Here is a 21874-nt window from a genome sequence, read left to right as displayed (position 1 = left end):
CCTTAGGCGGCGATCAGCGGTCGCCGGTGCTCGGGTATGAGCGGAAAACGATTGCCCACGGTATAGACGAACTTCGCCAGTGCCGGCAGGTGATGACCGACGATCGGGATGCCGGTGTTCAGCAGACTGACCGAAATATCACGGGCCGCATCCGCCCAACACAGCTTGTTGATCAGACCGACGTGACCGAAAGCAAACCGGCTGTTCTGACCCCAGAGGCCCACCGGATTGCCACCCAGCATCATGCCGGCACTGAAGCGCATGGGTATCATCATGGTGCGGTCTATCTGTAGCGAACCGAACTGTTGAATGGCCCGGCGGATTGTGATTTCGCTGCAGATACGACGGCCGTTCCAGAGCCCGCCATTCAGCATCATCTGGAAGAAGCGGCCCATTTCCTCGGCGGTGCCGCACAGATTGCCCGCAGGAATCACCGCTTCCTGGAACCTCGGGTCATTGGTAACCCGCTCGACGGTCCGGATATCGCCACCCAGCGCGCGGTTAACAACCCAGGAAACGGGGAAACGGGGCGTTGGTCCGGTGGCGTAATTGCAGGCCAGCTCATCGAGATGCTCCGGGGCAATGCCATAGGTAAACCATTTCATGCCCATGGGCCGACGCAAATGCTTGTCGAGGTATTTTTCAATGGTGTCGCCCGTGACGCGTTCCAATACCCGCTGCAGGACAAAACCGCCGGTGATGGCGTGATAGGCCACCTTGGCGCCGTCCACTTCCACCGGTCGTGCAGCACAGAGCAGACGCCAGATTTCATCGTTATCCCACAGCACATCAATCGGCGTTTCCCGTGGAATGGCAGGAATGCCCCCGCGGTGAGAAAGAATCTGGTGAACGGTGATGGTCCTTTTCCCATTAACCCCGAACTCCGGGCAGTAGTAGGAGACGGGATCCATCAGGTTGACCAGGCCCTGTTCCGCCAGCATGTGCATAAGCAGTGCCGTCACCGCCTTGGAGGCGGAGAAGTAGCAGATCGGAGTATCAGTCGTCATCGGAACCTTGGCGGCGTCGCGCGGGTCATGGGGGCCATTGCCACTGGCATGGCCAATCGCCCGGTGCAGAACCTGCTCACCCTTGTGGCGGATGGAAATCTGGATACCCGGGTGCACGCCGGTCCGGTAAAGGCTCTGGACGCTGCGCCACAGGGCATCAACCGTTTCCTGACTGACACCGGCAGCTGCCGGATTTTCACCGGCATCATCCCGAAAGGTGACGGATTCGAGATCCTCGGGAATCTGACTGCTATGGAGGGCACGGCGGGCAAGTCGGTTCATCGGCTCAAACCTTTTTCAGTACGATTGTTGTTTTTCTATGTTCAACAGAACCGGCCCGGGCCACATTGGCCGGGCCGCGGCAAAGCGGACGTCACCTCCTCCACCTGCCGGGACACGAGTCTCACTACTGATTATGGACCTGGTCGTGCAGGTGCGCCATGGCGACACAGTTGCGGCCCCTGTCCTTTGCCAGATACATGGCTTTGTCGGCGGCGGCGCAGAGTGTCGAAGCAGTCTGCCCGTGATCCGGGTAGACCGCAACGCCCACGCTGATGGTCAGGGGCACCGCCTCGCCATTCCCCAACGGCTGCGGCTCTTCCGCCACTTTGCGCCGCAAACGCTCGGCCGTTTCCTGGGCCTCCTCCAGATCCATTTCAGGCAAAACAATCACGAACTCCTCTCCGCCAAACCGACCGATGGAATCGACGCTGCGGACGCTGCCCAGCAACAGGCGGCTGATAGCTCTGAGAACCGAGTCACCTGCAGCATGGCCGTAGGTGTCATTCACATCCTTGAAATGGTCGAAATCCACCCAGAGCACCGCCATGGGTCGCTGGTAACGTCGGGCTCTCTGAAGCTCCTCATCCAGCACCCGGGACATTTCCCGCCTGTTCAGAAGACCGGTCAGGGGATCCCGAGTGGCCATTTGCTCAAGCTCTGTCTCCAGCACTTTGCGGTCAGAAATGTCCAGAATGATGCCTTCAAGGTGGAGCGAGCCATCGTCCTCCTGAACGCCTCGTCCCCGCTCCCAGACCCAGATACGACTGCCGTCTTTTCGGGTGACCTCGTATTCCAGGGAAAACGATTCTTCTTTTTCCAGGGCCACTCTGACTTGCTCGAACAGTTGCTGATTAGAAGCGTCGCTGACCAGCGCCGCATAGCTGGTGACGCGGTTATTGACCAACTCGTCCGGTTCATAACCAGTCAACTTGGTACACCCCTGGGAGACAAATTTCATCGTCCAGTCGGGATCATACAGGCAGCGATAGGCCATGCCCGGGAGATTGTCCATCAGGATCTGGAGCTGCCGCTCGCGCTCACGGAGTGCTTGCCGTTGTCGGTGCTGGAGGTTGAGCAGGGCCCGATCCTTGGTGAGTTGGCGGAGCAACACGGAAAAGAGAATCACCCCGGTTATCAGCACAAAGAAAGAGCCTTTCCAGGTCTGGATGACGGAGAGGGTTTTCGGATCGGGAAACCATGCTTCCGCGAGAGTGTCGGAAAACGCAATCCAGGCAAAGCCGGCGATCAGATAGACCACGGCAACCCAGCCAGCGCGCCGCAGGGGTGTGCGGTTTTCGTTCAAGCTTTTCATTCCCTGAGATTTCGACGACGAAGGCTCCATGAACACCGCCATCGATGTTTGAATAATTATAATGTACGAAAAATAGTCATAACGGCGCTTTAAGTCGAGCGTCAAATGTCATGCCCGGTAAAATCCACCCGGGAATCGGGTTTTGCCTCCACGCCAGACAGTTGTTGTGATGCCGCTTAGCTGCTTTAATTCCCGGTTTCTGCCGTCTTTCAGGAGCCCAGCATGACGCCTGGCATCAACGCTGCGCGCAAAGCCTCTGTACCCCATACCATCCATGAGTACGACCACGACCCGGCCAGCGAGAGCTATGGTACCGAGGCCGCCGAGAAAACCGGCGTGGATCCCGCCCGGGTCTTCAAAACACTGGTTGTGGCCATCGACGGCAAGGAGCTGGTGGTTGCCATTGTCCCGGTGACCACCATGCTCAATATGAAACTGATCGCCCGGGCCTCAGGTGGGAAAAAAGCCGGGATGGCAGACAAACAGTTGGTCGAGCGCACCACCGGCTATGTCCTGGGTGGTGTCAGCCCCCTGGGCCAGAGAAAACAGCTGACAACCTTTATTGACGACTCGGCATTGGACTTCGACACCATATTTGTCAGCGGGGGGCGCAGAGGGCTAGAGATTGAACTTGCGCCCCGCGATCTGGCCCTCCTGACCAAAGGCGCGTTCGCTCCGCTACATTCCACCCCCCACCAGGAGTAGCCCGTGAATCACGCAACGGATCTGCTACTAATCGGCGGCACCCTGCTGCTGGCTCTTGCCGCACACGGCATCGGCCAGCGCATACACGTGCCCAGGGTTACCCTGTTGCTATTGCTTGGGGCGCTTGCCGGGCCGGAACTTCTGGATCTTCTGCCAGCAGGTGCAGACGATCACTTCGGATTCATTACCCAATTAACGCTTGCCATGGTCGGCTTCCTGCTGGGCGAGCGCATGGCAGTGAAAAACCTGTCAGAAGGCCGGGAAGCCGTGATTGTGAGCCTCGCGGTCACTCTGGTGACGGCGGCATTTGTTGCCGTTGCAGTCTGGCTTGTTACTCGTAATCTACCCGCTGCGCTGCTCCTGGGTTCCATCGCAACAGCAACAGCACCGGCAGCAACACTTGATACGTTGAAGGAAGCTGGTGCGAACGGTCCGCTGACCCGGCTGGTGTTCCAGGTCGTCGCCATTGATGATGCCTGGGGCGCCATCCTGTTCAGTATCTGCCTGGTCGGTGCACAACTGCTGCTGGGCGAAGGCGGTACCGGGCTTTCGACCCTCGGAGTCGGTCTTTTGGATGTCGGAGGGGCGGTTCTGCTGGGCACGGTCCTGGGTCTGCCTATGGCCTGGCTTACGGGCCGGCTGCGGCCCGGCGAGCCGATGTTGCTCGAGTCCGCCGGGTTTGTTTTTGTAGCCGCCGGTATCGCGTCATTTCTTGGTCTCTCCTATCTGCTGACCTGCATGACCCTCGGCATCGTGGTCGCCAACCGGGCAAGGCATCATGTGCGCCCGTTCCGCTCAATTGAAGGGGTTTCCGAGCCGTTCCTGGCCCTGTTCTTCTTTATGGCCGGCTACCAGCTCGAGTGGGCCATGCTGCCAACCCTCGGCGCACTGGGCCTCGCCTATGTTGCCGCCCGGATTGCCGGCAGGTTGGCCGGCGGACGGTTCGGCGGCTATCTGGCCGGTTCTGCATCTCATACCCGGAAACGGATCGGCGCCTGCCTCATGCCCCAGGCCGGCGTTGCCCTAGGCCTGGCACTGCTGGCCACAGAACGGCTGCCGGAACTGACGTATATTCTGCCTCTGGTCATTGGTGCAACGGTGATCTTTGAACTGGTGGGACCCCCACTCACCCTGATTCAGCTCAGGCGAGCCGGCGAAACCGGCAAAGGCTATCAGGACGAACCGGACAAGGAATGAACGCCCGGTATACAGCCATAAAAAAACCGGAGAACCCGCCAGGGTTGTCCGGTTTTTTTGAGGGCATCCGGCTGTTGAACCGGATGCTCACAGGCTGACTTACTTCACGGATGCGCGAGCTTCTTCGAGAATCCGGTTCAGCGTGGCGCTCGGCTGCATCACTTCGCAGACCTTCTCCATCGGCGGGTGGTAGTAGCCACCGATATCCGCCGGGTTGCCCTGAACCACCGTCATCTCTTCCAGGATCTTGTCCTTGTTCTCTTCCAGCCGGGCAGACAGCTTGGTGAAGAACTCCTTCAGCTCTTTGTCGCTGTCCTGGTTGGCCAGTTCCTCTGCCCAGTAGCGGGCGAGGTGGAAGTGGGAACCACGGTTGTCGAGCTCGCCGGTTACCCGGGACGGAGACTGGTTGTTTTCCAGCAGACGCTCGGTGGCCTTGTCCAGGGTCTGACCCAGCAGACGCGCGCGCTCGTTGTTCTGCTTCTCGCCCAGCTCGTCCAGGGAGACCGCAGTAGCCAGGAACTCACCCAGGGAGTCCCAGCGCAGGTGGTTTTCCTGGATCAGCTGCTGAACGTGCTTGGGTGCGGAACCGCCGGCACCGGTCTCGTACAGGCCACCGCCGTTGAGCAGCGGAACGATGGACAGCATCTTGGCACTGGTACCCAGCTCGAGGATCGGGAACAGGTCGGTGAGGTAGTCACGCAGTACGTTACCGGTCACGGAGATGGTGTCGAGACCGCGAATCAGGCGCTCCATGGTCCAGCGGATGGCGCGAACCGGGGACATGATGCGGATATCCAGACCTTCAGTGTCGTGATCCTTCAGATAGGTGTTCACTTTCTGGATCAGCTGGGCGTCGTGAGCACGCTCGTCGTCCAGCCAGAACACGGCAGGCATACCGGTGGCACGGGCACGGTTGACCGCCAGCTTGACCCAGTCACGGATCGGCAGGTCTTTGGTCTGGCATGCGCGCCAGATGTCGCCTTTCTCGACGTTGTGCTCGGTCAGCACGGTGCCGTCTTCGGCAACAACGCGAACAACACCGTCTTCCTTGATTTCAAAGGTCTTGTCGTGAGAGCCGTACTCTTCGGCTTTCTGCGCCATCAGACCGACGTTCGGTACGGTCCCCATGGTGGTGGGATCGAAGGCACCGTGGGTCTTACAGAAGTTGATCACTTCCTGGTAGATGGTGGCGTAAGTGGACTCGGGCATAACCGCCTTGGTGTCCTTGAGCTTGTTGTCACGCGCCCACATCTTGCCGGAGTTACGGATCATCGCCGGCATGGAAGCATCAACAATGACGTCGCTTGGAACGTGCAGGTTGGTGATGCCCTTGACGGAATCGACCATGGCGATTTCCGGACGGTGCTCGTAACAGGCGTGCAGGTCTTCCTGGATCTGCTCCTGCTTGGATTCCGGCAGTTGCTTGATCTTCTCGACCACGCTCGACAGACCGTTGTTCGGGTTCACGCCGATCTCGTCGAACAGCTCACCGTACTTGTCGAACAGATCCTTGTAGAAAACCTTCACCGCGTGACCGAACACGATCGGGTGGGAGATTTTCATCATGGTGGCTTTCACGTGCAGGGAGAACATGACACCGGTGTTCTCGCAATCGGCAATGGCGTCCTCGAAGAACTTCACCAGCGCCTTCTTGCTCATGAACATGCCGTCCAGAACTTCGCCTTCCTGCAGCGGCAGGTCGGCCTTCAGAACCGTCTGCTTACCCTGCTTGTTCTCGAACACGATGTTGGCTTTGGTCGCCTTGTCGAGAGTGACAGACTGCTCGCTGGAGTAGAAGTCGCCACCGCGCATGTGGGCCACGTGGGTGCGTGAGGCCGGGCTCCACTCACCCATGGAATGCGGGTATTTGCGGGCAAAAGCCTTTACGGCAGTCGGCGCACGACGGTCGGAGTTGCCTTCACGCAGAACCGGGTTAACGGCACTACCGAGAACCTTGGCATAACGGGACTGGATTTCTTTCTCTTCGTCATTTTCCGGATTTTCTTTGTATTCCGGAACGTTGTAACCCTGCTCGTTCAGCTCCTTGATTGCGGCCCGCAGCTGGGGAATGGACGCTGAGATATTCGGCAGTTTGATGATGTTGGCGTCCGGGTCCTTGGTGTATTCACCCAGTTCGGCCAGGGCATCCGGAACCCGCTGATCTTCCTCCAGATAATCCGGGAAGTTCGCCAGAATACGCGCCGCGAGAGAGATGTCGCTGGTTTCGAATTCAATACCAGCCGGCTTGGCGTAGGTTTCCAGGATGGGAAGAAGCGACCGTGTTGCGAGGGCTGGCGCCTCGTCGGTCAGTGTGTAGACAATCTTGGCTTTGGATGATGTCATTTTCGTCCTCAGGCTAATGGGTGGGTTCAGGACGGTCATGGCGGGGTCAGGCGTCTTTTGAACGTCCGACCTGAGCAATGACTGATTAGGAACTTTTGATAGGGCTACTAAGATACCATTTTTTCGTTAATTTTGGTTACGATCTTAGTATAAGAACGGACTAAAAATGCCTGATCTTCGGTTACAAGACGATGAAATGGCGGGAATTTACGAAACTTTCTAACATCGGACATTCGGGTAGAGCGGCAGAAGAACCCCTTTCCAAAACACGCTCCTAACGGCACATCCCTGTGACGCTTGGGCTCCGCCATCCCTGGCTCCGCACAGTTTTGGAAAGGGGTTCTTCTGCCGCTCACCGGGCCTCTCGGTGTGCCTCCGCGCGGTCAATCAAGGCCATTCTCGGGAGCATTTTTGTCGACAAAATCAAGAGAGTAAGTCGGATTAGCACAGCATAAACCGACAGCCTCCATCAGATTTCAGACCTTCAACTGTGCAACAGCCCAACCTCGGCCAACCGCTCCCGAATGTGATCCAACGCTTCGGGGTTCCCCAAAGCATCCCGATTGTCCGCCTTCTTCGAACCATTGATCAGACGGGCCACTGCCAATTCCACCTTTTTGCCACTGCGGGTGTACGGAATGTCGTTCACCTCCACAATGTGCTTGGGCACGTGCCGTGGGCTGGCGCCTTCGCGGATTCGACTCTTGAGCTGTTTCAGCAGATCGTCGGTGATTTCCTGGCCGTCGGCCGGAACCACCAGCAAAACCACTTCCACGTCGCCGTCGATCTGACGGCCGACAACGAGGCTGTCTTTGACCTCGGCCACGGTTTCGACCTGGCGGTAGATTTCCGCGGTACCGATTCGAACGCCGCCCGGGTTCAGGGTGGCGTCAGAGCGGCCATAGATGATAGCCCCGCCGTGCTCGGTGAACTCGATGAAATCACCGTGGGCCCATACGTCCGGGAAGGTGTTGAAGTAGGCGTCGCGGTAGCGCTCGCCATCCGGATCCTGCCAGAAGCTAACGGGCATGGATGGCAGCGGCTGACGGCAGACCAGCTCGCCGCGACCTTCACTGACCGGCTGGCCATCGTCGCCGTAGGCAACCGCGTCGACGCCCAGGAAACGGCACTGGATTTCACCGCGGCGAACAGGCAGAAGTGGCGTTGAACCCACGAAGCAGCCGCAGATGTCCGTGCCACCGGCAATGGAGCCAAGCAGGGCGTCGGGGGCGCCATCGCTGTAGACCCAGTCATAGTCTTCCGGCAACAGCGGTGAGCCGGTGGAAAACACCACTCGCAAATTGCTCTGATCCAGGGTTTTTGCGGGCTTGAGTTCGCCTTTGCGGCAGCCGGCAATGAACCGGGCGCTGGTTCCGAAATGGGTGACCTTCTCTTCCGCAACGGTGTCCCACAGGAAGTTCAGGCTCGGGTAACCCGGAGAGCCATCAACGGTGATCACGGCGGCACCGGTCATCAGGGCGGAGGCCTGCCAGTTCCACATCATCCAGCCACAGGTAGTGAAGTACAGGAACCGGTCTTCGGGGCCAACGTCGCCGTGCAGCATCAGCTCCTTGGCATGATTGACCAGCAGGCCAGCATTACCGTGCACGATGCACTTGGGTTTGCCCGTGGTGCCGGAGGAATACAGGATATACACCGGATGATCCGGAGGCAGAGGCGTAAATGAAGGAGCCGTTCCTTCGCCAGCAGCGAGGGCGTTTTCCCAGGTAGTCACCAGATCGCCCGAAATCGGAGCCTCGTCTGGCAGTTGCTGGACACTGACAACCGCCTTGAGCGTTGGCAGGCCGGCAATGAGCTCGGCAAAATCCTGCTGGCGCGCAAACACTTTGCCGCCGTAGCCGTAGCCGTTCACGACGATCAGAGCTGAAGGTTCGATCTGGCCAAAGCGGTCAAGAATCGCGCCGATGCCGAAATCCGGTGACGCGGAACTCCAGATAGCCCCAAGACTTGTAGCGGCCAGCATTCCCACCAGGGCTTCATAGCCGTTGGTAACAACACCGGCTACCCGGTCACCCTGTTTGATGCCTTTGCTGCGCAGGAAGGCTTCCAGGGCACCGGCATCGGCTTTCAGTTCGGCATAGGTGCGACGCAGCACCGGACGGGTTTCGCAGTACGCCACGACCGCTTCGCGATCGCGGTGCTCACCATCTGCGAGCCTCAGCAGGTTGGCAGCAAAGTTCAGCTTCATCCCGGGGAACCATTCGGCGCCCGGAATTTCATGCTTGCCCAGTACTTTTTCAGCCGGTGTATCGCAGACAAGACCACAGTAATCCCAGACTTTTTGCCAGAAGGTTTCCAGCTCATCAATGGACCACTGGTGCAGTGCGTGGTAGTCAGCAAACGGGCCGAAACCCTGCTGCTCAAGCCATGTCCTGAACTGGCCCATACGGGAATTGGCCAGGGTGTCTTCCGACGGAGACCAGACTACCGGTGATTGTTCTTCATTGCTCATCCATATCTCCTGAATGTTACTGCATATGCCAGCCGTGACTGACCACGATGGACTGGCCAGTCAAAGCCGCAGAGGGGAATGCAGCCAGATGAACGGCCAACTCTGCCACGTCTTCCAGGGTGGTGAATTCCCCGTCCACAGTGTTCTTGAGCATAACTTTACTGATAACTTCCTCTTCGGAAATGCCCAGCTCCTTGGCCTGTTCCGGAATCTGCTTGTCCACCAGGGGCGTGCGCACAAACCCGGGGCAGATGATGTTGCTCCGCACCCCGTGTTCCGCACCTTCCTTCGCCACCGCCCGACACAACCCCAGCATGCCATGCTTCGCCGCCACATAAGGGGCTTTCAGGGGAGAAGCCTCCAGAGAATGCACCGACCCCATGTAAAGCATGGTGCCACCGCCGCTCTCGTACATGTGCTTGAGTGCCGCACGAGTCACCAGGAAAGCGCCATCGAGATGCACATTCATGACTTTGCGCCAATCGGAATAAGCCAGTTTGTGCACCGGATCAATGTGTTGGATGCCGGCGTTCGCAATGGCGATGTCCAGACCACCCCACTGTTTAACCACAGAGTTGACGTTTACGTCAACTGCATCTTCGTCAGTCACATCCATTTCAAGGGCGATGGCAGTGCCGCCGGCCTGCTCGATGGCATCTACGGTGTCCTGGGCCGCCTCGAGTGTCAGGTCAGCCACAGCGACCTTGGCGCCTTCGCGGCAGTAGGCCTCGGCAATGGCCCGGCCGATGCCGCGACCGGCACCGGTAATCAAAGCAATCCGGTTTTCCAGACGCATGGTTATTTTCTCCTTAGTCGTAAGCCACGCTGGGCAGCCAGGTCGCGATTTCCGGTACCACGAACACAATAGCCAGCGCTGCCAGCTGAATAATGATGAACGGTATAACGCCACGGTAGATGTCGGTAACAGCGATCTCTGGCGGCGCTACACCCTTGATGTAGAACAGCGCGAATCCGACCGGTGGCGTCAGGAAAGAGGTCTGCAGGCACATGGCAAACAGGATGGTGAACCAGACCAGATCAAAGCCGAGGCTTTGCACAACCGGCGCAACCAGCGGCAGGATGATCAGGGTGATTTCCACCCAGTCCAGGAAGAAGCCGAGCAGGAATACGCCGAACAGAATGGTCAGAACCACACCATAAGGACCGAACGGCAGACCCAACAGGGCGTCCTCGATCACCTGGTCGCCGCCCAGACCCCGCAGGACCACGGAGAACGCGGTGGCACCCAGGAAGATGGCAAAGATGAACGCCGCCGTGCGCGTCGTCTGCTGCATGGAAGAGTTCAGCACGTTCAGGTTCAGTCGGCCAGACATCAGTGCCAGCAGGAGGGCACCCAGGGCGCCCACACCGGAAGCCTCCGTTGGAGTCGCTATGCCGGCAAAGATGGAACCCAATACGCCCAGAATCAACGCGGCGGTTGGCACTACTGCCTTTGCCACTTCCCAGACGATGGCCCAGCTCACTTTTTCAGTACCTTCCGGCACCGGCGCAATGTTCGGCTGCAGCATCGGACGGATAATCGCGTAGGCCACGTACATGGCACCCAGCATAAGGCCGGGGAAGAAGGCGCCCATGAACAGGTCACCGACTGACGCCTCGGGAACCGCCAGGCGGTCAGCCATCAGAACCAGCATGATTGAGGGCGGAATCAGAATACCCAGGGTTCCGGTGGCACATGCCGTACCCACCGCAAAGCCCTTGTCGTACTTGTTCTCCATCATGACCGGCAGGGACAACATGCCGAGGAGCACTACGGACGCCCCGATGATACCGGTGGTCGCGGCCAACAGAACCCCGATAACGATGACGGTCACCGCATAGCCGCCGCGAACGGCGCCAAACAGTTTGACCATGCTGTTCATCAGTCGCTCGGCTACGCCGGACTGGTCAAGCATGATGCCCATGAATATAAACATGGGCAGTGCCACAAGGGTTTCGCTACTGACCACCTTCCAGATTCGCTCGGGCACAAGCCCCATGGAAGATTGATAATCGAACCACAGATTGGCTCCAAAATTCTCAACGGCGACGACACCAACAACGGTCCAGATAACCGCGGTGCCGCCCAGTACCCAAGCAACCGGATAGCCGGTCATCAGCAGCGCCCCGAAGGTGAGGAACATGCCGATTACAAATAGGGTTTCAAGCTCCATCAGGACGCATCCTCTTTCTTGGTCTCACCGGACTCGACCCGGATTGGCTTCGGAAAGCCGAAAAGCAAAGCCGTCACTTTCAGCAGACGGGACAGGGCCGCGACGATCAGGAGCCCAAACGACAGCGCGAGAACGCCCTTGAGAATCCAGCGGTAAGGAAGGCCCGCCGGCGCCTGACTGGTCTCGCCCTGCTCCCAGGAGCTCACGGCATAGGGAATCATTTCGTAGACCGCCAGCACCAGAAACGGCAGCAGCAGAAACACCAGGCCAAATAGCTCAATCCAGGCCTGGCCTTTGAGCGACAGGCGCTCATGAATGACATCAACCCTGACGTGATCATCGGTCACCAGGGTATAACCCAATCCCAACAACCAGCCGGCGCCTGCCAGGTGCCACTGGACCTCTTCAAGCGTTACCGAACCCTGGCCAAAGGCATAACGCCCCACCACCGCGTATATGATCACGCCGGTAACCACAATCCAGAGCCAGGAGGCACTCTTGCCTATCGCAGAAATCACACCGTCCAGGACCTTGCTCAGCCGGGTGGTCGGAAACTCGGTGTGATGATGAATAAATTGACCGGCGTCCGACGCCGATGCATGCACATCGGGTGGTGAGCCTTTATCAGACACTGTCATACAACAGTTCCTCGTTCAGAAAGCCTGCCGTGAAACAAGGATGGCCCCGCAGGGCCATCCAGACTAAATCAAAGAGCACCGGAATTGCGTCCGGTGCCCTGGGTCAGCCCCGAACCTCAGAGGTCCGCCGGAACATAGGCGCGGGTATCCCACACCTTGTAGGATTCCATGAACTCCTGCTGGCTTTCGTAAACACGCTTGAAGTCAGCATCCTTGGAAGCTTCTTCTTCGAGCACTTCCTCGGTTACTTCCCTCAGCTTGAGCAGAACGTCGCGGGGGATCTGGTCAGCCTGAACGCCTTTGTCCTGGAACTCGGCCAGAACCTTGCCGTTCTTGTACTCGCCCTCGGCCAGACCACGGGTGGTTGCCGCGGTGCAGGAGGCCTCAACCAGGGCCTTCTGTGCCTCGGTGGCACGTGCCCACTCGTCCTTGTTGATCAGCATGTACTGGGCAGTGAACTGCTGGTGCCAGCCCGGGAACAGGTTGTACTTGACCACCTGGTTGAAGCCCAGGATCTGATCGATAGCTGGCATGGAGAATTCGGTGGCATCGATGGTGCCCTTCTCCAGTGCCTGGTAGAGCTCGCCGCCAGGCATCATGGTGACAGAAGCGCCCAGCTTTTCGAGGACCTTGCCGCCGAGGCCGGCGAAGCGGATCTTCAGGCCTTTGTAATCTTCCAGGGTTTCGATGGGCTCGGAGTACCAACCCGCTGTCTCAGGCCCAATGATGCCGCACAGCTGTGCGTGAACATTGAAGCCTTTGTTGGCATAGGTTTCCTGCAGCATTTCATGACCGCCACCGTAGTAATACCAGCCGATGTAGGCAGGCGGCTTCATTCCGAAGGGAACAGCGGCGAACAGTGGAATGGCGGGCACTTTGCCCTGGTCGTAACCGATCCAGGTGTAACCGGCGGAAACCTTGCCGTCCGAGACGGACTGCAGGATGTCGAACGGCGGAACCAGCTTGCCGGGCTCATAGACGCGGACCTGGATGCTGCCATCAGAGGCGGTAGTGAGATTGTCTGCGACCCAGGCAGCGGGAGAACCGAGGCCAGGAAGGTTGGTTGCGAATGCTACGGGCATTTTCCAGCGCAGATCGTCTGCAAAAGCGGAGCCCGTGGTAAGAGCGATCGCACCGGCCACACCGGTGAGAGCCTTGAGAAGTTTCATTGGCAAGTCTCCTAACTTTGTTGTTTTGTCTGGCCTGGCGGCTTTCAACCAGAAAGGCCTGAACTGAGTATAGTCAGAGAATGCAGGAACAGACGGACAGGGTGATGTTTGGGGTCCAACAGTTAGCGCCAGTCTTGTTCTGTGCATTGTTCTGACGTCCTGCGCCTCGGATATAGCAGACACTATGCCATCTTAATTTTATTTATATAATTCAGTCAGTTATAAAATTCGGTTGAAGCCGGCACGGGGGAAAGCGTCCGGAATTCAGGACATCATTAGACGTCAGTCGTAAGGGATTGTACGGATGGGCAGACAGTCGTCCGGATTTCAGGACAACTTGGCCAGTTTCTCGTACAGAACAGATCGGGATATACCCAACAGCTTGGCAGCCCGGGTACGGTTGCCACGGCTTGCCACCAGAGCTTCTTCGATCGCCTGGGCCTCTGCCTCGGCGAGTGTCTGGGACAACGGCCTCACCGGTTGCGGCGCCAGAGAAGACACCGGGCGCGTCCCGGCTCGGGGCAACACCTTGAAAATCGCATCGGCATCGAGCAAGCCACCTTCCTCGCCCATGGTCATTGCCCGCTCGAGAACGTTGCGCAACTCACGGATATTGCCCGGCCAGTCATAACTGCCCAGCGCCGAGACGCCAGCATCCGTAATCTCACCACGCAACTCCAGACCCTCGCAGATCTCTTCAAGAAGCGCTTCGCAGAGCACACCGAGATCCGCCAGCCGATCCCTCAAGGGTGGAATGGGGATTTCCAGGACATTAAGGCGGTAATAAAGATCGGAGCGGAAAGTTCCTTCGGAGATCATGACCTCAAGATTTCTGCTGGTGGCAGCAATAACCCGAACATCCACCGAAACCACCTTGTTGGAGCCCAGCGGTTCAATCTCTCCCTCTTGCAGGGCCCGCAACAGCTTGGCCTGCAGCGGCAACGGCATGTCACCCACCTCGTCGAGAAACAGGGTGCCACCGTTGGCCAGTTGAAACTTGCCTTCCCGGGTGCGGCGATCGGCACCGGTGTAGGCGCCGGGTGCGACGCCAAAGAACTCGGCCTCAAGGAGGTTGTCCGGAATGGCGGCCACGTTCACTCCCACGAACGGTTTCTCCGCACGTCCCGAGACCGTATGAATCGCCTGGGCGAGTACTTCCTTGCCGGTGCCCGTTTCTCCCAGCAGTAGAACCGGCATATCGCGACCGGCCGCCAAGCGCGCGCGACGCTTGACCTCCAGCGCTGCCGGGCTGGCACCAACGAAATCACCGAGGCTGTAGCGAGTACCTCGTGCCTTTTTCGCCAACGCCTTGCGTGCGGCCGCCAGATCCTGGTGGAGCCGACGGTATTTCGACACCAGTGGCGTCAGGGGCTGAAGGTCGTCGTAAAGTACAAAGGCCACGGCACCGACGATTTTTCCGTTGTCGTCGTAGTACGGCAGGCGCGTTACCACCAACTGTTGCTGGTTGTGCTCCATGATGTCCAGCAGCAGGGGTTTACCGGTTTCGACCACTTCGGGCATTCGGGTGTGAGGGATCAGCTGGCGCACCGGTTTGCCGATGATGGTAGACGGATCGCCCAGGCCAAGAAGATGGGAGTAGCTGCTGTTAATCCAGGTAATCCGTGCATCGCAGTCCACGGCGATGGCACCGGCGCTGGCTTCCTCGAACATGGGAAACAGGGCTTCGATCAGGTCTCTGGTCAGGCCACTTTTATTGTTGTCAGAAAACAGCTGTGTCATGTACCGCGCACCAACGGGTCGAATGTCATTCATCTGGATAACCCTCGCACCCGACAGGCCGGGTGCAGTGACGGAAGTATATGGGGCCCCCGGACCGGGGGCAAACGAAGCCGGCCCCGCAACGGGCCGGCGCGTGTCACACTTATTCCGGGATCCGGACCTGGTTGTCAGTAAAGACAATCCGGTCGCCGGCATCCGGCGCGGGATTGATCGCCGGCAGGTTGACCTCCGCCAGCGGTGTTGTGATAGCGCCCCGTGGCACCGTCCGGACTACCTGGCTTGGCGGCAACGCCTGCTTTTCAGTCAGATTCGCCCAGACCAGGTCCAGCGCCTGGAAATAATAGTGGTGCAACGGCACATACCGGTCCGCAACGCCCGGGAACCCATTAAGTACGTCCAGGTGATGCGCGTTCAGGATTTCGTAGTACCGCAGGTTGCTTTTCTTTCCTTCCACTCGCTGGTTCAGGCCAAAATAGGGCCGGGAGGTGTGGTTGATGGGTAGAATCGCATCGGCACGGCCGGTCACGAAAACCGTCGGCTTGCCCTGCAGATCACCCGAGGCACGGACTTCGGCGATACCCTCGGCAATGGCCGTTGCCAGCTCGGCGTCAGAGCCCTGCAGATCAGCTCCGCTGACGGGGTCGCTGCCCTGGGCAAGGCTACGAAGGCACAACAGTGCATCCAGGCCATAGTCCAATTGGTTGGTACTTGGTGAAGCACTGGCAGGCAGATTGGTGGGCTGACCATCGGCACCATCGTAGACGATGTTTACGCCGGCCGACGGCGGAATGCCATTGCTGACAGAGAACAGAGCGGCCTCTACCCCCGGCGCTATCGGAGCCACTGCCCCGGCGCCATCCACTGCCGCCAGGCTGAGATCACAGACACGATCCTCGACACCGGCGCGACCATAAGCATTGGCATAGGTCATAGAAATACTCTGGGCTACGGCGAGCCCGAAGTGCACCGGCGCCAGCAGATTCTGCTCCGGCTGAATACCAAAGTCCTCGTTCAGGATGCGCAGCGCGTCTGTGGCTCGGTCATCCAGCGTGGCACCACTCACCAGCCCCTTGTTGGCAAGGGAGTTACAGATATTCTCGCCGATTGCAGGGGGATTGAAGGTGGCGTTCAATGGCGCATCGTCCCGGATCGCCGGCGCCTGGTTGGCACAGCCCTGATAGACGGCAAGGGCCGTGGTGTAATCCAGCAGGCTGCGGCTGTGCTCGGTAATCTCCGGGCCCTCGCCCTGGCGTATGGTGAAGCTTCGGTCCACCTGCGGGTTCACGTTGGGCTCGGACACCGCCACGCCATCGATAAGGCCCTTCGTATCCTGCTCGGCTGCACGGACGGAAGAACCACCACCGTTGGAGACACTGGAGGCAATGACCACGGTGTTTTTGGGTTTGATGGTCAGCAGCGTTTCGCCGTTGCCCAGCTCACGGCCAAACTTCTCGTTCAGCACGTAAAACCCAAATTCAATGGACTGCAGTACATGCTGGCCCCAGTCGGCTTCCGGATTGGCTCTGGAGTGAGCGTGCTTCCAGGCAAACCGATCCGGCCAGGCGCTGTCGAAATCCGCTCGCTGCCCATCGGTCAGGTCGGCCCGGAACTGCACTGGTTCGACATCGGAGGTGAGCGTGCCATCAATCCGCTGGGCGGTGTTTGTAGCCAGGTTATGAGAACCGGTCCCTGTGCCCTTGTCGGTGTATACGACAGCACACCCTTTTTTCAGGCCCCACTCGCCGGCCGTACCGATAGCACCGTAGATGCCACGGGAGCCGGAGGACGGCGCCGTGACCATGCAGGGTCGATCCGGGTCAAAGCTATCGGGCACCTGGGCCATCACCGTAACCGGCATGTCGGTTCCGGGCACAGACATGTAGGCAATGAATTCGTCACCGGCAATCAGGCCTTCACCGCTGGCGCTAACCTGCGGACCAAAGAAGGTTCCATAACCGCCTCCGGGGGCGGTATCCACCAGTGCGCGATAGTTGTTATAGATCGCCAACCGTCGGAGTTCTGCAGCGGTAGGGTTCAAAGGGTCTGCGAATGCAGGCCCGGGCGCACTGGCCAGACCGCTGGCACCCAGGCCCGCAGTAAGCAGGTCATCGGTGATACCATCGTAGCTGGTCTGACTGATATCGCCCTGAATGAAATCGGGGATTTCGTTGAACGGTGGATTATCCTTGCAGGCTGAGAGGGTCAACCCCGTGGCGCCGATCAGGGCGCAGAGCATTATTCGTTTCATGATCGTTCCTTGTTTGTTGTTGTAAACGAACAGACCAGGCCGCAAGCCGGGCCCCGGGAACGCCATGCGCATCCTGTGCCAATTGGCTATGTATCTGATTTATATATATTAAAATTACCTATTACTTGAACTTGAGAGAATAATTCCGGATTTCCGGACATTCCCGGGGCCGGCAATCATCAAAAAACACGCCTATTGCGAGCCTTGCAGAGATTGTCCTTGAAACCGGACACTGTACTGAATGTCGGACAATGGAGTCTGGATGAGGCAATCCGCCCCGTACCGGCATCCATCAATATCAGTGCGTCGTAGATTTGATGTGAAACCTCAATTCGCCTGAAAAAGGAGAGCCCAGTGCCCGGTTACCGAACAGGGGGCAGACGGGGTGGGTTGGTCGGCGTGATTGGCAGCCTGCTGTTGCTGGCCGGATGCGCGACCCACCACAATGGACCAGAGAACGCGGCCTTGCCGGGAGAGCAATCCTTTCAGGTAGAGCGCAATTTACAGTTCTCCCCCGATAACTGGCCACAACAACTCTTCGCCGACCTTTACCTGCCCGAGAACGGGGCCTCAGGGCATCGCCATCCGGTGGTCCTGATGGTTCACGGGGGTGGCTGGCAACGACGGTCCCGTGAAGATATGGCCTGGATCGCGGAAGAAGTGGCCAGCCACGGTTTCGCGGTGCTGAACATCGACTACCGGTTTGCACCGGAATACACCTTCCCGGCGCAGCTGCATGATCTCCAGCTCGCCCGCCAGTGGTTGAACGAGCATGCCGACAAATACCGCCTCGACCGCAAGCAAGTCAGCGGTTTCGGGTTTTCATCCGGCGCCCATCTGATTGCCCTGCTGGCCCTGGTGGCAAGCTCCGACAGCGAGCTGAACGAGCCCTACGGCGGGCCGGAGTCCCGGCTGCACGCTGTTGTCGCCGGCGGCTTGCCGTCTGACCTCATGGCGTTCGGTTCGGGCAAGTTGATCCGGCAGTTCCTCGGTGGCGAGCAGCAGGCGATGCCGGACACCTATCGCAGTGCCTCACCGATCAGTCACGTGACGGCCAACGCACCGCCCTTCTTCCTCTTTCACGGCGCCGTGGACATGCTTGTGCCCTTCAGCCAGGCCGAACGTTTCCGGGACGCTCTCGCAAGTCATCAGGTATACAGCGAACTCTATGAAATGCATCTGCGAGGACATGTCACCAGCTTTCTCACAGCCGGCGATGCGGTTGACGAGGCAATCGCATTCCTCGACCGAAAGAACAGCGACTGATTGCCGGGTCGCTATCCGATCCGGATGAACGGCAGCAGGCTCAGGCCCATGATGACCAGAATGGCAATGCAGGCCGCCAGAGTCCGGATTGGCCTCTGCCTGAGCATGAACCAGAAACCGCCGGATTCGCCCCGGGCCAGGTGCTCCTCGTAGGCCTGTCGCTGGGTTTCATAGCGTTGCCTCTGATACTCATCCAGCAGCGCCCTGGCCCTGGCCGCCTCATCGTCGTCGTGCACCCAGAAACCGCCCATGCTGATGCCCCAGCGGCTTGGTGGCGTCTCGTAATAGGCTACCTCGTGGGCATCAAACAGGGCCCGGATTTCCTCGGCCTCGTCATCGGGTACATGGCGCAGGTTCATCAGATGGTGGGGCATGGACTCTCGTTGTCTGGTATCAGGTGCGGGTATCCCTATATCCTAGCACTAAAGCCCGACGGGGCCCGACAGCCCGAATTCGACACCGGAACCCTGAATGACCGACAACCCCCTCCGATTGCTGCTGGAGTTTGACAGCCAGGCGCAACGGGACAGATCACAGCCGCCTACCTTCCTGCATCGACGCGATCGCAAGTTTGCTCTCGTCTGTGAAGAGCAGGGCGAGGCCCCGGACGCGGCCCGCTGGCTCGCCCACCTGAACCGTTTCAGCGTTCCCCGGACAACCCCGACATCCGCGGACCGGACACTGGCATCGTGGCGCCGGATCAACGGTGGTTTTGCAGTGTCAGGCGCGGTTGCGGGCACGCTGGCGATGGCCGGGCTGCTGTTCTATGACGGCGGCCAGCGCATCAACATCACGGTTTTCCTGGCGTTCGTGTTGCTGCACCTGATATTCGCCCTGTTCACCACCGTGCAAGCCATGGCCGGATGGCAGCCCTGGCGCTGGTTGGCACGTCGATTGGGGGTCAACCCGGGAGATGGCGCCTTCACCAGGCTTCAGCCTGTTCTGATGGCCAGAGCGGCTCACCTGGGCGGCATTGCGTTCGCCATCGCAGGGCTGTTTACCTTGCTGGCCATGGTCGTCTTGCAGGACCTCGCCTTCGGCTGGAGCACCACGCTGGACACTGCCGCCACCAGCTATCACGGATTGGTAAAGGCCATTGCGACGCCCTGGGCCTGGCTCTGGCCTGCCGCGGCCCCGGATCTTGCGCTGGTCGAGGCGACGCGTTTTTTCCGGGCCGGTAACCCAACGGCAAGTCCTGACCCGGCCCTCTGGGGCCTGTGGTGGCCGTTTGTGGCCATGATGTGGGCAACCTGGGTTCTTCTGCCAAGGATAATTCTCTGGGCGTGTGCGTCCGTGCAGGCCCGGCAAAAATCCCGGCGCCTGCTCACCAGTCATCCAGCCATGCACGCCCTGCTCTATCGCATGGAAACACCCGCCCTGGACACTGGCAACAGCCATCATGACGCCGACGATCTTCCGGACACCGACACTCGAGGCAACCTGCGACCACTGCCCGATAGCGACATTCTGTTGTGTTGGGCCGGCGCCGGTGAACCGGAATTGCCAGAGTCGCTTCGGTCAGGCAAGCAGCTCGTGCTCACGGCCGGCGGCAGCGCCAGCCTTTCGGACGATGATCAGGCTCTGCACCGGATCGCTGAGCATCTGAAAAACAACGCCAAGGCAGTCATCCTGCTGGTTCGCTGCTGGCAACCCCCGACCGGCGAGCTTCAGGACTTCCTGGCGGCCGCCCGGGACATCTGGCCCGACAACGCCAGGGTCGCGCTCGTGCCACTGGCCACGGACAGCAATCAGCAACCCGATGCCCACCAGATCCAGCCCTGGCTGCGATTTGCCGAAAGGGTGGGCAGCGAGTTCGTCCAGGTGTCTCTGCCCCCGCTCCAGATGCGGGACCCCTACACAGCCATCGGGGACGGGTCATGACTCGGATACCCACGTTTGCGGTCGTCGGACACCCGAACAAGGGTAAATCCAGCGTGGTGGCGACCCTGTCCCAGAACGATGCCATTGCCATTGCCCTGGAACCCGGCACCACACGCAGGCATCAGGCGTACCCGCTGAAGGTGGACGGCCAGACCCTCTACACTCTGGTCGACACGCCCGGATTCCAGCGGCCGAGACGGGTAATGGAGTGGCTGGAAGCCCACAGTGTCTCCGCCTCGGACCACGCAGACACCGTCAAAGCCTTTGTGGCACAGCATGAGGGGGACGGCCGATTCACCGATGAATGTGAGCTTCTCAGACCGCTCATTGAAGGCGCCGGGATCATCTACGTGGTGGACGGCTCGGTGCCCTACAGCGCAGAGCACGAAGCAGAAATGACCATCCTGCGCTGGACCGGCCGCCCGAGCCTGGCCCTGATCAACAGCATCGGTGCCGACGACTACAGTGATACCTGGCAGGCCGCGCTGGGCCAGTTCTTTCAGGTTGTCCGCCGTTTCGACGCGGTTCGCGCCACTTTTGAGCAACATCTGAGCCTCCTGCGGGCTTTCGGACAGCTGGAGCCTGACTGGGAAATGCCTCTGGAGCAGGCCACCCACTACCTGTCCGGCCAGCGCCAGCAGCGCCGGCAACTGGCCGCAGTACTGATCGCCAGGGCGCTGGAGGACATGATGTCCTACCAGGAGAAACGTACCCTCACCGCCGGCCAGGCCGCCGAAACCAGCGACGACCCTCTGGCCAAACAGCTGAGGGAGCACTGGTATCGCCACCAGCGCAAGCGTGAACAGACCCTGCGCGTGGATATCGAGCACCTGTACCAACACCAGCGCATCCGCCGCCAGGAAGCCGAACTCGAGTGGCACAGTGAACATGATCTTTTCTCGGAAGACAGCCGCAAAGCCTGGGCCGTCAGCAAACGCTACCTGGCCACCGCCGGCTTCGGCGCGGGCGCCGTCAGTGGCGCCGGAATCGACGCGCTGACCTTCGGCTCCTCCCTAGGAACCGGCGCTCTGGTGGGCGGTTTGATCGGTGCTGCCGGCAGCTATTTCTACGGAGACCGGCTGGCCTTGCCGGCGCTGAGTATCGGCGTTCTCAGGGACGGATTGAAAACAGCCACCTTCGGTCCTGTACAGGACAGCCAGTTCGGCTATGTTGTATTGGGAAGGGCCGTGGATCACTGGTGGCATATCTCCCATCGGAATCACGCTGGTCGCGACCTGCTGGACCTTGAGCCAGCAGACCATCACTGGCTCGAGCGACTTGAAAAATCGAGCCGACAGGAAATTCAGAAAGCCTTCGACAAGTGCCGGAAACGGCGCCCCCTGGATGAACGCCAGCGGGAAAGATTCGCCACCTCGATCGAACAGGCCATGGCCGTTTACGACGATTGGCGGTTGAACCGCACCTGAAAGGGATGTTTA

Annotated in this window: 16 protein-coding genes; 5 read left to right on the top strand and 11 right to left on the bottom strand. The window is 59.4% G+C overall.

From position 1 onward, the window contains the following. Positions 1 to 2: 2 nt before the first annotated feature. Both MDHKLMBL_RS06395 and MDHKLMBL_RS06390 read right to left on the bottom strand, forming a co-directional pair. Positions 3 to 1289, bottom strand: a complete 1287-nt coding sequence (locus MDHKLMBL_RS06395) for a serine hydrolase domain-containing protein (RefSeq protein WP_053113496.1) — start codon at positions 1287 to 1289, stop codon at positions 3 to 5. A 124-nt stretch (positions 1290 to 1413) separates the two neighbouring features. Further along, positions 1414 to 2601, bottom strand: a complete 1188-nt coding sequence (locus tag MDHKLMBL_RS06390) for a sensor domain-containing diguanylate cyclase (RefSeq protein WP_175497392.1) — start codon at positions 2599 to 2601, stop codon at positions 1414 to 1416. 222 nt (positions 2602 to 2823) lie between these two features. Between MDHKLMBL_RS06390 and ybaK the strand changes: the two genes are divergently transcribed. Continuing rightward, positions 2824 to 3306, top strand: a complete 483-nt coding sequence (gene ybaK / locus MDHKLMBL_RS06385) for a Cys-tRNA(Pro) deacylase (protein WP_008176781.1) — start codon at positions 2824 to 2826, stop codon at positions 3304 to 3306. Positions 3307 to 3309: 3 nt separating this feature from the next. Continuing rightward, positions 3310 to 4503, top strand: a complete 1194-nt coding sequence (locus tag MDHKLMBL_RS06380) for a cation:proton antiporter (protein ID WP_104270395.1) — start codon at positions 3310 to 3312, stop codon at positions 4501 to 4503. A gap of 99 nt (positions 4504 to 4602) precedes the next feature. On the opposite strand, the gene MDHKLMBL_RS06375 is transcribed toward MDHKLMBL_RS06380, so the two are convergent. The 8 genes from MDHKLMBL_RS06375 to MDHKLMBL_RS06340 form a co-directional block, all read right to left on the bottom strand. Next, the gene (locus MDHKLMBL_RS06375) at positions 4603 to 6846 is read right to left on the bottom strand and encodes an NADP-dependent isocitrate dehydrogenase (RefSeq protein ID WP_008176775.1); all 2244 of its coding nucleotides are present in this window, start codon (positions 6844 to 6846) and stop codon (positions 4603 to 4605) included. A gap of 484 nt (positions 6847 to 7330) precedes the next feature. Further along, positions 7331 to 9319 (bottom strand): acetoacetate--CoA ligase, encoded by a 1989-nt coding sequence (locus MDHKLMBL_RS06370; protein WP_104270394.1) that lies wholly within the window; start codon positions 9317 to 9319, stop codon positions 7331 to 7333. A 16-nt stretch (positions 9320 to 9335) separates the two neighbouring features. After that, positions 9336 to 10115: a 3-hydroxybutyrate dehydrogenase gene (locus tag MDHKLMBL_RS06365; protein WP_104270393.1), complete on the bottom strand. Its 780-nt coding sequence runs from the start codon at positions 10113 to 10115 to the stop codon at positions 9336 to 9338. Between the two features lie 13 nt (positions 10116 to 10128). Beyond that, entirely contained in the window at positions 10129 to 11493 is a 1365-nt protein-coding gene (locus MDHKLMBL_RS06360) for a TRAP transporter large permease (protein ID WP_008176768.1), read from the bottom strand. After that, complete coding sequence (locus MDHKLMBL_RS06355; protein WP_014578925.1) at positions 11493 to 12131, bottom strand: TRAP transporter small permease subunit; 639 nt, start codon at positions 12129 to 12131, stop codon at positions 11493 to 11495. The genes MDHKLMBL_RS06360 and MDHKLMBL_RS06355 overlap by 1 nt, the downstream gene beginning before the upstream one ends. 116 nt (positions 12132 to 12247) lie before the next feature. Next, a complete protein-coding gene (locus MDHKLMBL_RS06350) occupies positions 12248 to 13300 on the bottom strand; it encodes a TRAP transporter substrate-binding protein (protein ID WP_053113486.1) in 1053 nt (350 codons plus the stop codon). Between the two features lie 327 nt (positions 13301 to 13627). Continuing rightward, a complete protein-coding gene (locus MDHKLMBL_RS06345) occupies positions 13628 to 15040 on the bottom strand; it encodes a sigma-54 interaction domain-containing protein (protein ID WP_014578922.1) in 1413 nt (470 codons plus the stop codon). Positions 15041 to 15182: 142 nt separating this feature from the next. Continuing rightward, positions 15183 to 17288: a 3-hydroxybutyrate oligomer hydrolase family protein gene (locus MDHKLMBL_RS06340; RefSeq protein WP_167450396.1), complete on the bottom strand. Its 2106-nt coding sequence runs from the start codon at positions 17286 to 17288 to the stop codon at positions 15183 to 15185. A gap of 354 nt (positions 17289 to 17642) precedes the next feature. Here MDHKLMBL_RS06340 and MDHKLMBL_RS06335 point away from each other — a divergent pair, with 354 nt between their 5' ends. Next, entirely contained in the window at positions 17643 to 18554 is a 912-nt protein-coding gene (locus MDHKLMBL_RS06335) for an alpha/beta hydrolase (RefSeq protein ID WP_053113481.1), read from the top strand. An 11-nt stretch (positions 18555 to 18565) separates the two neighbouring features. Here MDHKLMBL_RS06335 and MDHKLMBL_RS06330 read toward each other — a convergent pair whose 3' ends face one another. Beyond that, the gene (locus MDHKLMBL_RS06330) at positions 18566 to 18928 is read right to left on the bottom strand and encodes a DUF6164 family protein (RefSeq protein WP_008176755.1); all 363 of its coding nucleotides are present in this window, start codon (positions 18926 to 18928) and stop codon (positions 18566 to 18568) included. 97 nt (positions 18929 to 19025) lie between these two features. Here MDHKLMBL_RS06330 and MDHKLMBL_RS06325 point away from each other — a divergent pair, with 97 nt between their 5' ends. Together MDHKLMBL_RS06325 and MDHKLMBL_RS06320 are read left to right on the top strand one after the other, a co-directional pair. After that, a complete protein-coding gene (locus tag MDHKLMBL_RS06325; RefSeq protein WP_104270391.1) occupies positions 19026 to 20435 on the top strand; it encodes a DUF2868 domain-containing protein in 1410 nt (469 codons plus the stop codon). After that, the gene (locus tag MDHKLMBL_RS06320) at positions 20432 to 21862 is read left to right on the top strand and encodes a GTPase/DUF3482 domain-containing protein (protein ID WP_104270390.1); all 1431 of its coding nucleotides are present in this window, start codon (positions 20432 to 20434) and stop codon (positions 21860 to 21862) included. Before MDHKLMBL_RS06325 ends, MDHKLMBL_RS06320 begins: the two co-directional genes overlap by 4 nt. Positions 21863 to 21874 lie beyond the last annotated feature (12 nt).

This window comes from Marinobacter flavimaris, from assembly GCF_002933295.1.
In the GTDB taxonomy this organism is placed as follows: domain Bacteria; phylum Pseudomonadota; class Gammaproteobacteria; order Pseudomonadales; family Oleiphilaceae; genus Marinobacter; species Marinobacter flavimaris.
Note: the sequence above shows the minus strand (reverse complement) of the source record. Positions and strands in the feature narration are given on the sequence as shown.

Coding starts and splice junctions, on each gene's coding strand:
- MDHKLMBL_RS06395 (WP_053113496.1), bottom strand. CDS start 1,289: ATGAACCGACTTGCCCGCCGTGCCCTCCATAGCAGTCAGATTCCCGAG.
- MDHKLMBL_RS06390 (WP_175497392.1), bottom strand. CDS start 2,601: ATGAAAAGCTTGAACGAAAACCGCACACCCCTGCGGCGCGCTGGCTGG.
- ybaK (WP_008176781.1), top strand. CDS start 2,824: ATGACGCCTGGCATCAACGCTGCGCGCAAAGCCTCTGTACCCCATACC.
- MDHKLMBL_RS06375 (WP_008176775.1), bottom strand. CDS start 6,846: ATGACATCATCCAAAGCCAAGATTGTCTACACACTGACCGACGAGGCG.
- MDHKLMBL_RS06370 (WP_104270394.1), bottom strand. CDS start 9,319: ATGAGCAATGAAGAACAATCACCGGTAGTCTGGTCTCCGTCGGAAGAC.
- MDHKLMBL_RS06365 (WP_104270393.1), bottom strand. CDS start 10,115: ATGCGTCTGGAAAACCGGATTGCTTTGATTACCGGTGCCGGTCGCGGC.
- MDHKLMBL_RS06360 (WP_008176768.1), bottom strand. CDS start 11,493: ATGGAGCTTGAAACCCTATTTGTAATCGGCATGTTCCTCACCTTCGGG.
- MDHKLMBL_RS06355 (WP_014578925.1), bottom strand. CDS start 12,131: ATGACAGTGTCTGATAAAGGCTCACCACCCGATGTGCATGCATCGGCG.
- MDHKLMBL_RS06350 (WP_053113486.1), bottom strand. CDS start 13,300: ATGAAACTTCTCAAGGCTCTCACCGGTGTGGCCGGTGCGATCGCTCTT.
- MDHKLMBL_RS06345 (WP_014578922.1), bottom strand. CDS start 15,040: ATGACACAGCTGTTTTCTGACAACAATAAAAGTGGCCTGACCAGAGAC.
- MDHKLMBL_RS06340 (WP_167450396.1), bottom strand. CDS start 17,288: ATGAAACGAATAATGCTCTGCGCCCTGATCGGCGCCACGGGGTTGACC.
- MDHKLMBL_RS06330 (WP_008176755.1), bottom strand. CDS start 18,928: ATGCCCCACCATCTGATGAACCTGCGCCATGTACCCGATGACGAGGCC.
- MDHKLMBL_RS06325 (WP_104270391.1), top strand. CDS start 19,026: ATGACCGACAACCCCCTCCGATTGCTGCTGGAGTTTGACAGCCAGGCG.
- MDHKLMBL_RS06320 (WP_104270390.1), top strand. CDS start 20,432: ATGACTCGGATACCCACGTTTGCGGTCGTCGGACACCCGAACAAGGGT.